The organism is Streptomyces sp. TRM68367 (assembly GCF_014495685.1).
In the GTDB taxonomy this organism is placed as follows: Bacteria; Actinomycetota; Actinomycetes; order Streptomycetales; family Streptomycetaceae; genus Streptomyces.
This window is the reverse complement of the sequence record NZ_JACTVI010000182.1, coordinates 1-7,421: the sequence shown is the minus strand read 5'-3', so window position 1 is coordinate 7,421 and position 7,421 is coordinate 1. Positions and strand designations below refer to the sequence as shown.

At 66.9% G+C, this 7,421-nt stretch carries 10 protein-coding genes and 1 tRNA gene; 4 read left to right on the top strand and 7 right to left on the bottom strand.

What is annotated here, in order from left to right; genetic code table 11:
• Nucleotides 1-118: 118 nt before the first annotated feature.
• Nucleotides 119-586 (top strand): hypothetical protein, encoded by a 468-nt coding sequence (locus tag H8R17_RS43760; protein ID WP_187828736.1) that lies wholly within the window; start codon nt 119-121, stop codon nt 584-586.
• A gap of 426 nt (nt 587-1,012) precedes the next feature.
• Here H8R17_RS43760 and H8R17_RS43755 read toward each other — a convergent pair whose 3' ends face one another.
• Genes H8R17_RS43755 through H8R17_RS43750 form a run of 3 tightly spaced genes read right to left on the bottom strand, consistent with a single transcriptional unit; the run spans nt 1,013 to nt 2,208 of the window.
• The gene (locus tag H8R17_RS43755; protein ID WP_187828735.1) at nt 1,013-1,333 is read right to left on the bottom strand and encodes a hypothetical protein; all 321 of its coding nucleotides are present in this window, start codon (nt 1,331-1,333) and stop codon (nt 1,013-1,015) included.
• Nucleotides 1,334-1,337: 4 nt separating this feature from the next.
• Entirely contained in the window at nt 1,338-1,658 is a 321-nt protein-coding gene (locus tag H8R17_RS48310) for a hypothetical protein (RefSeq protein ID WP_262506000.1), read from the bottom strand.
• On the bottom strand, nt 1,648-2,208 hold the full coding sequence (locus H8R17_RS43750) for a bifunctional DNA primase/polymerase (RefSeq protein WP_187828734.1): 561 nt from the start codon (nt 2,206-2,208) through the stop codon (nt 1,648-1,650). Before H8R17_RS43750 ends, H8R17_RS48310 begins: the two co-directional genes overlap by 11 nt.
• Before the next feature lie 385 nt (nt 2,209-2,593).
• On the opposite strand from H8R17_RS43750, the gene H8R17_RS43745 reads away from it, so the two are divergent.
• Nucleotides 2,594-3,835 carry a hypothetical protein gene (locus H8R17_RS43745; RefSeq protein ID WP_187828737.1) on the top strand — a complete coding sequence of 414 codons (1,242 nt, stop codon included), beginning with the start codon at nt 2,594-2,596 and terminating at the stop codon, nt 3,833-3,835.
• A gap of 33 nt (nt 3,836-3,868) precedes the next feature.
• Here the strand turns inward: H8R17_RS43745 and H8R17_RS43740 are convergent, their stop codons facing one another.
• Complete coding sequence (locus H8R17_RS43740; protein WP_187828733.1) at nt 3,869-4,798, bottom strand: phosphotransferase family protein; 930 nt, start codon at nt 4,796-4,798, stop codon at nt 3,869-3,871.
• Nucleotides 4,799-4,906: 108 nt separating this feature from the next.
• Here H8R17_RS43740 and H8R17_RS43735 point away from each other — a divergent pair.
• Nucleotides 4,907-4,976, top strand: a tRNA-Arg gene (locus H8R17_RS43735).
• A gap of 189 nt (nt 4,977-5,165) precedes the next feature.
• Here the strand turns inward: H8R17_RS43735 and H8R17_RS43730 are convergent.
• The 3 genes from H8R17_RS43730 to H8R17_RS43720 all read right to left on the bottom strand — a co-directional run bounded on the left by H8R17_RS43730 (nt 5,166) and on the right by H8R17_RS43720 (nt 6,058).
• The gene (locus H8R17_RS43730) at nt 5,166-5,339 is read right to left on the bottom strand and encodes a hypothetical protein (RefSeq protein WP_187828732.1); all 174 of its coding nucleotides are present in this window, start codon (nt 5,337-5,339) and stop codon (nt 5,166-5,168) included.
• A gap of 84 nt (nt 5,340-5,423) precedes the next feature.
• Nucleotides 5,424-5,843 carry a type II toxin-antitoxin system VapC family toxin gene (locus tag H8R17_RS43725; protein WP_187828731.1) on the bottom strand — a complete coding sequence of 140 codons (420 nt, stop codon included), beginning with the start codon at nt 5,841-5,843 and terminating at the stop codon, nt 5,424-5,426.
• Nucleotides 5,840-6,058 (bottom strand): hypothetical protein, encoded by a 219-nt coding sequence (locus tag H8R17_RS43720; protein WP_187828730.1) that lies wholly within the window; start codon nt 6,056-6,058, stop codon nt 5,840-5,842. Before H8R17_RS43720 ends, H8R17_RS43725 begins: the two co-directional genes overlap by 4 nt.
• A 685-nt stretch (nt 6,059-6,743) precedes the next feature.
• Between H8R17_RS43720 and H8R17_RS43715 the strand changes: the two genes are divergently transcribed.
• Entirely contained in the window at nt 6,744-7,199 is a 456-nt protein-coding gene (locus tag H8R17_RS43715; RefSeq protein WP_187828729.1) for a hypothetical protein, read from the top strand.
• The last annotated feature ends 222 nt before the right edge of the window (nt 7,200-7,421 follow it).

Here is a 7,421-nt window from a genome sequence, read left to right as displayed (position 1 = left end):
GATCACGCTCGTGACATGCGCGAGCAGCCCAACCGCCCGTCACGCCAGGGCCGTTGACCTGCACGAATCACGATGAAACTTCCTCACTAGTGGAGGCTTCGGGAAGCTCACCGAGCAGATGAAAGCCGCTCGGCGGCAGGCCCGCACTTGGCTCTCCACGCTCTCCCTCTGGCTCCTCCGGTATGTGACGTGGCCAGACGGAGCGACCAGGGAGAGGCGCGCCAAGGAGGGGCGTGAACTCCGCGAGCTCATCGACATCGTCAACGCGCTCAGGTCGGAGGAGGCCGTGCTCGAGCCTCCAGAGGACAACGCACTGGTCAAGGAGCATCTGGACCGTCTGATCGAGGTCGCCAACAGAGTGGGGGACCGAGATCTCGAGACGGCGTTGATGAACCTGCAGACCGCCGTTCTCTATGACCCCGCGCAGATCCTCAATCCGCTGACGGCGCTGATCACGATGATCGACGGGATACCCGAGGGGCCCGGACCGAAGCCCGGTGGCCGCCTGGTCGGGCTTCCACCGGCACATGGCGTCCCTCACCAGCAAGGCCAAAGAGACCCGCTGACTGAGCCGGAACTCGACTAGAAAAACAGCAGCAGACGAAGACTACGGGCGGATCGGCTGTGCGTTCAGGTGACAGCATTCGCAGTAACTTGCTTACGGTCGCACCACAAGCGCACCAGATCGAGCGGGGAACAGCGGGGAACCATGGTGAAAGCGGTCGAACCGGCAAGCGCCGCAAACCGGCCGTACAGCCAGGTCAGCGCCCGAGCCGCCCGCAAATAACCGCAGCTTCCCAAGCTGATGTCATACACGGCCTGCCGTTCGTCCGGGCTGCGGCGCTGGGGCGCCGGTCCCGGCCGAGCGGCAGGCCGAGGAGCGCACCGGAGAGCATCGAGGCAAAGAAGAGCCCCCTGCGGCAGTGCCAAGGCACGATGCCGCAAGGGGCCCGGTCGTCTGAATGCGGGGACTGCCCCCAGATGAGGCGCAACCGGCGTCCGGGAAAGCGGTTCAGGCAGCAGGCGCTTCTTGTCGAGTGGTCATAGGCGGTTCACCCACCGGGCCACGGTGCTCCGCTTCCAGTCCTGCCGTGATCAGCTGTGCCAGCAGTTCGGCCGTCTCAGGGCGCACGGTGCCAAGCTGCACCAACCCGTCACCGGAGACGTTGACGTCAGCCACCAGGCCGGGGAAGTCGGAGTCCAGTCCGAGCAGCACCAGTTGATCGGCCAAAGTGCCGGCGCTTCGTCGAGCACGGTTCCAGCCGCGGACGTAGGGCACGCTAGGCGACAAGTCCTCCGCGCGCTTGGCCACCACTCCTCGCCGGTCGGTCATGACGTCAGGTCCTTCCCTTGTGCTCATTGGTAGTGGACTGGGCAGTTCCAGAGCCGTCACAGTCCGCGCCGAAGCCACTTGCCAGCGCCAGGCGCAAAAGCTCTGCGAGGCGTTCGGCCGTGTCGGGGGACACTCGGCCCAGCTCGACGAGGCCGTGCCCAAAGGCGTTCAAGTCCGCTCGCAGGTAAGGGAAGTCCTTCTCCAGACCTGCGCGCACGAGGACATCCCGTAGTGCGGTGGTGGCGTTTCGGGCCGCGTACCATCCCTCACTGTCGAGGGGCGACCACGTAGCGAAGTCGTGCCCGCTGGTCGGCTCATCCCGCATCGGTGGTGGTCTCCTCGGGGAGTGCAGCGACCGCCGCGTACGGAGTCGGGTACTGCTCGTCGAAGCGGTCGATCCTCGCCAGGAGTTCTGCGGAGGCCACAAGAGCCGTCGCAAGGGCGACCGGGCGCAGCGGGTTGGCCTCCGGCCGGCGCGTCGGCGCGCGGAGCCACTGGTAGCGGTCCGCAGAAAGTGGGATGGGGCCGGGCACTACGACGGCGGAGCCATGGCCGAGGTACCGGTACGGCGGCGGGGAGGGCGTTTCTCGTCCGAGGAAGTTCGAGAAGGTGTCGCGGCTGTTCGAGCCGAGGAAGAAGCCAACGCGCTGTGCTTTGCGGTCGACGACCGAGGGGCCGAACGGCAAGCCACTGCGCAAGAGCCGGTCGAACATCTCCAGGCCGAGGCGCTGGTCTACGCTCACCACGTCGAAGAGGCGGCCCGTCGCGAGCAAGCAAGGCATACGCGGATCATCCGCCCAGACCTGCCGGCACTGCGCGGGATCGTCCGCCGCCGCAGACAGCCATTCCATGCCGCGCCTGGTCATCCTCTGCATGACGTCTCACCTTCAGTCGGACTACGTTGCGGCCCCGGTGCCGCAGCACTTCCAGACTTCCGGTCCGGCCCCTGGCCAGGGCAGATGACGAGAGGTGACGGGGGATGACGCGTCCACGCACAGTGCGTCATCCCCCGTCCTCCCCCTCCCTTACAGATGAACTCCGGTTACTGGCTGCACGAAGCGATGACCAGCACGTACATTCAGTAACAGAACCCCGAGTTGTCGCACCGGCATCACGCAGGGAGTGAAGGGCGCCTTGAAGCCGAGCAGTGTCCGCTTACGTGAAGCTCGCACGGGTCGGGGCTGGAGCCAGCCACGATTGGTAAGGGAACTACGCCACGCTGCCGCCCAGCGCGGTCACCAACTCCCCTCGGACGCCAGCGTGAAGCGCCGTATTGCCAGCTGGGAGAACGGCCACAGTGCCCCGGACGACTTCTACGGCCCGCTGCTGTGTGACGCCTTCAGAACCAGCGCGGCCGAACTCGGCTTGAGTCACGGGGAAGTCGCCGACGGCTCTCTACTCGACGCCGCGTATCCCGCAAGCCCGGATGACGCCATTCGGACGGTCGGTCAACTGTGGCGTGCCGACCTCAACCAGTACGACCCGTTACTCTCCGCGGAGCCATCCGAGCCCGCATGGAACGAAGCATCCCTCCGATGGTTGGTCGCCCCCGAGCCCAGCATCCCCCAGCCTCGTACGGAAGGCGCCCGAGTCGGTCTCGGCGACGTGGCAGCCATAAAGACCACGGCGGACATGTTCGCCCAGCTCGACGACCAGTTCGGCGGAGACCACGCACGTCACTCCGTCATCCAATACCTCAACAACGATGTGGCCCCACTCCTGCGAGGCCGGTACACCGAGCAGGTAGGACGAGCCCTCTTCTCCACCGTGGCGGAAGCGACTCTCCTCGCCGGCTGGATGTCCTACGACGCCTGTCACCACGGACTCGCGCAGCGGTACCTTCTCCAAGCCCTCCGGTTCGCCCAGGACGCCAACGATCGACGGCTTGCGGGCAGCATCTTGTCCGCGATGAGCCACCAGGCGACGTTCCTGGGTCGGTACACCGAGGCCGCCACTCTCGCGCGGGCCGCCCTCATGGGCATCTCTCCGGTGGCTACACCGACGTTGCGCGCACAGTTCCATGCGATGGAAGCCCGAGCCCTGGCGCGTACTGGCGATGTCGCTGCATGCGAGGCTGCCCTGAGCGCAGCGACCAAGGCCCTCGAAAGCCGGAACAACGAGGACGAACCCGAGTGGATCAGCTACTTCGACGAAGCCGAGCTTGCCGCCGAGGCCGCGCACTGCTTCCGTGACGTGAACAGCGCCCGCCGGGCCGTCGCCCACGCCGAGAACGCCATGAGCGGCAGCCACGTGCGGAGCGACTTCTTCGCGACCATGGTCCTGGCCGATGCCCACCTACGGGCCGGGGACGTCGAGGAGGCCTGTCGCGTGGCGCTCGATGCGTTGGATCTCGGAGAACAGCTCAAGTCGGCCCGATGCACTAGCTATCTAGCCGAGTTCCGCCGCAATCTCAGCACGGCCGGCCCATGCAGCGCGGCGCGTGAGCTTGCCGAGCACGCCCGGGAACACAGGTTGTGGATCGCTTCGGAGCGGTACGGCTGACCGTGCGTTGACTCGACCTCACCCAGGTCGAGCTCAGAAAGGTTTCCACTCTTCGCGTCCCTCACCCGTCCGCAGAGACCGCACCCGCCGGGCGAACTCGGAGGCAGAACGTTCACTCGTTCCGACCTGGTGACCTACCCATGCCACCATCATCAGTTCCCGGAGGTCGGCCAAGGTCTCGTAGCCCGGCCAGTTCATGAGATCGAAGCCGTACCGGTGGACGAACTCTGCGTACTCCGTCTTCGAGTGCCACCCGTAACGGTCGTGGTAGATCGCCGTCAGGATGAGGTCCCACTCACGTGGGGCCAGCGCGAAGCCGTCCAGGTCGATGAGAACCGCTTGCCCGTCCCGGTGCCGGAGGATGTTCCCGATGTTGGCATCCCCGTGGATCATGCCGAAGGGAAGGACGAAGTCCAGCCGGTCATAGTCCTTGGAGAGCCTGGCCGCTCGCTCCTCCAGGAAGGCCCTGTCTTCCTCGGCCACGCCCCCCAACCCGTCGAGGGACGCCGTCAGCTTGGCCATCGGATCGAAGTACGGCAGGCCGAGCGACTCAGGTTCTTCCAGCCAGTGCAAGCGGCGCAGCAGGTCAGCCAGCTCGCCGAGCGTCGCGTACTCTTCGTTCTCCTGGACGCTCTCCCAGAAGGTGACCACCAGGCCGTCGACGACCATCGGCTGACTCACCGAGGCCGGCACTCGGGCAGCCGGGAAGTTCTCTGTCTCCAGCCACCGGGCCACGTTCACGGCCCGTTCCATCTCCGCCAGCACCGCCGGATCGCGGGCGATGCGGACAATGACCGGTAACGAGGCCAGGCGGTAGACCGCGTTTGACCCTAGCCGCAGCAACTCGGCGCCGCGGGAGTCGAGTCCGGCCGTCTTGCAGGCCTCATGGAAGACGGGCGCCAGGCCCTCCGCCGTAAACTCCGTGCCGCCGTCGACCGGTCCCCCGCCGCTGCCCGAGATCATGCTTCGACCATACGGCCCGGAGTTACCGGCCGACAGGTGGCCCACGTAATAGGGGCGTAATGATCTTGCTCGGCACCTGCTGGGCCAGAACCTCCGGCACAGGTCAGGGCCCCGGTGGAGTCTTGCTCTCACCTGGCCTCCGGAGCCGTGTGCGCAGGTTCGAATCCTGCCGGGGGCACCCAGCCACGAAGCGTATTTTCGCAGGTCAGGGTGTTTGTTACCGCTGTTCCCCTCCGGGGAGCAGCGGTTCCTGCAATTCTGCTCCTTCAGACCCGACGCCCGCATTTCCGCAAGTCAGCGGGGGTATTGAGGATGACCGCAGGTGCGCAGGTTCGAACCCTTTGGGGTAACTGGAGCTAGCAGACCGTTACTCTCCGCGAGGATCTGCGGCGCCTGAGGTCACGTCGTTCTGCGGATGCGTGGCAATCCAGAGGAGCACTTCATCGATGACGCGGGCCTGTTCTGCGGCCAGCGCCTCGGCCTCCGGTCCGGTGATGCGCACGATTTCGAAGGTGACCTCGGGCGGTTCGCTCCGCTTCATGACTCTCACTGTGCGGTGCGGCAGCGACGGTGCGCACGTTTTCCGAGCGTTTTTCACCCGGTAGCCGGGCCCGCGTCGGCGGGGCTACAGCAGCGTGAAGTGGTCGATGTGACGTGGGCGCACGATCGAGAAGTCGGTGATGTCCAGCGTTGCGATGTCGCTGATGTTCAAGCGCTCCGCGGCAGCGACCACGGAGGCGTCCGCGACGCTCAGTCCGTCGCCTCCGTGCAGGTCCGCGTACTGATGCAGCAGTTCGCTGATGCGCGCCAGGTCCGCGTCCTCGACAGCGACCTGCCGGAAGTCGCCAGCGGCCACGGCATCGATGACGTTGGCTTCGGCTCGCGCTCCCAGCCGGGAAGCTGCCATCCAGCAGACTTCGGCCACGACGTAGGGCGTCACCAGGAGCTGGCCGGCCCCGTCGTCAAGAAGCTTGCGGCATCGCAGGTGATCGGGATCCCGGCGGTTGAGGGCGGCCACCACCGGGCCGGTGTCGACCAGGATCAAGGCTGTCCAGCCTCCCTGCGGATGATCTCCTCGGAACGGGCTCCAAGATCCTCTTCCGGCCCGTCGAACACACCCAAGACGCGCAGCCCGCCCTTGGACGCCTCGTCGTCCCTGACGAGGCGGAGAACGTGTGCGCGCACCTCGGCTGCCTGCTCGGGACGCAGTCGGTCGATGAGTCCATGCAGCTCGGGGTAGTGGTCGTAGGCGACGCTCATACATCGAGCATAACGACACGACCGTCAGTGCGGATCCGATTCGACTGCACCGGCACTGGGCCACCGCCAGGCGAGGAGCACAGCCGCAATCGCCTCCTCGGCCCGTCTCGCGGCGTCCGCCGCCCGCCGGCGGTCAGCGCGCGCAGCACGGCGACCGCTTCTCGGCCCCGATGCCCGCATCCGCGGACGTCCTGTCAGCCGATCCGGCCGCCCTACCAGGCGAAGAGGCGGGAAGCGGACAGGGGCAGAACGGTCGCGGACGGTACCGAGGTGGCGGCATACCGCCCCCGCTCAGGACAACCCTGCCCGATCAAGCCGGGCCCTGAGGCTGGTCTACGCCTGCCTCCGGCCCGCAGGGCGTCCAGGCGGCGGGCTCCGGCTCGGCACCCAACGTGCGGTGCACGGGCGCGGAGTGCCCCTCCGGTGTGCTTGAGCCAGGGTGATACTCATCTACGTTCCCTTCTCGTGTGGTTGATCCGCGTTCGGTGGGAGTTGCGGAGGCTCTCGGAGGACAGCCCCGCCGTCTGTGGCCAGGTGATGTGCTGCTCACTGGTCAAGGCGGCGAAGCAGGCGGCGGCGACCGGGACGGCGAACATCCACAGCATCACGCCGCCCTACCCACCTGCCGCACCGCCCGCTAGCAGACGACCAGCCCGGCGACCTCTTCGCGCTCGTCGGCGGAGCGTTGTTCTCGTGGACCCCACGCACGGCCGACCTGAACCGCCCCGTCACACCTCGTGATCTGCTGCGGCACGACCGCCGTGCCATCTTCGCGCACGTGATGAGCTGGGGCCTCGCGCTCACCCTGCTCCCCGCTGTGTTCCTGGGGCTCTTCCTCGCATACGCCGAAGACGTCCCCCGCCGAGTGGAATTCGGCGACCTGGTGCTGCTCGCAGCCCAACAGTTCCTGGCACCGGCCCTGCTCCTCGGCATGACGATCGGCGTCCCCGTCGCCTTCTCTCGCACGGCGTGCGGTCCCTTCGCCCTGGTGTGTTTGTGGCACGGGCTTCTCCACCGAACCCCCTTCCGCCTTCTCACCTTCCTGGAGGACGCACACCTGCGCGGCGTGCTGCGACAGGTCGGCAGCTCCTACGAATTCCGGCACGTGGAATTGCAGCAGCACCTCGCCGGATCACCGTGAACCCTCGGGATGCAGGCGGCTGCCCCGCTTCGGGAGGGACCCACGCCTTGGTTACCGTGTATATGTTCACGACCAGAGAGATGGTCCCGACAGGAGGAGTGGAACCGCGGCTTGAGGTGTGATAGGCAAACATGGCCGCGAGCCGCGAGCCGCGAGCCGCGAGCCGCGAGCCGCGAGCCGCGAGCCGCGAGCCGCGAGCCGCGAGCCGCGAGCCGCGAGCCG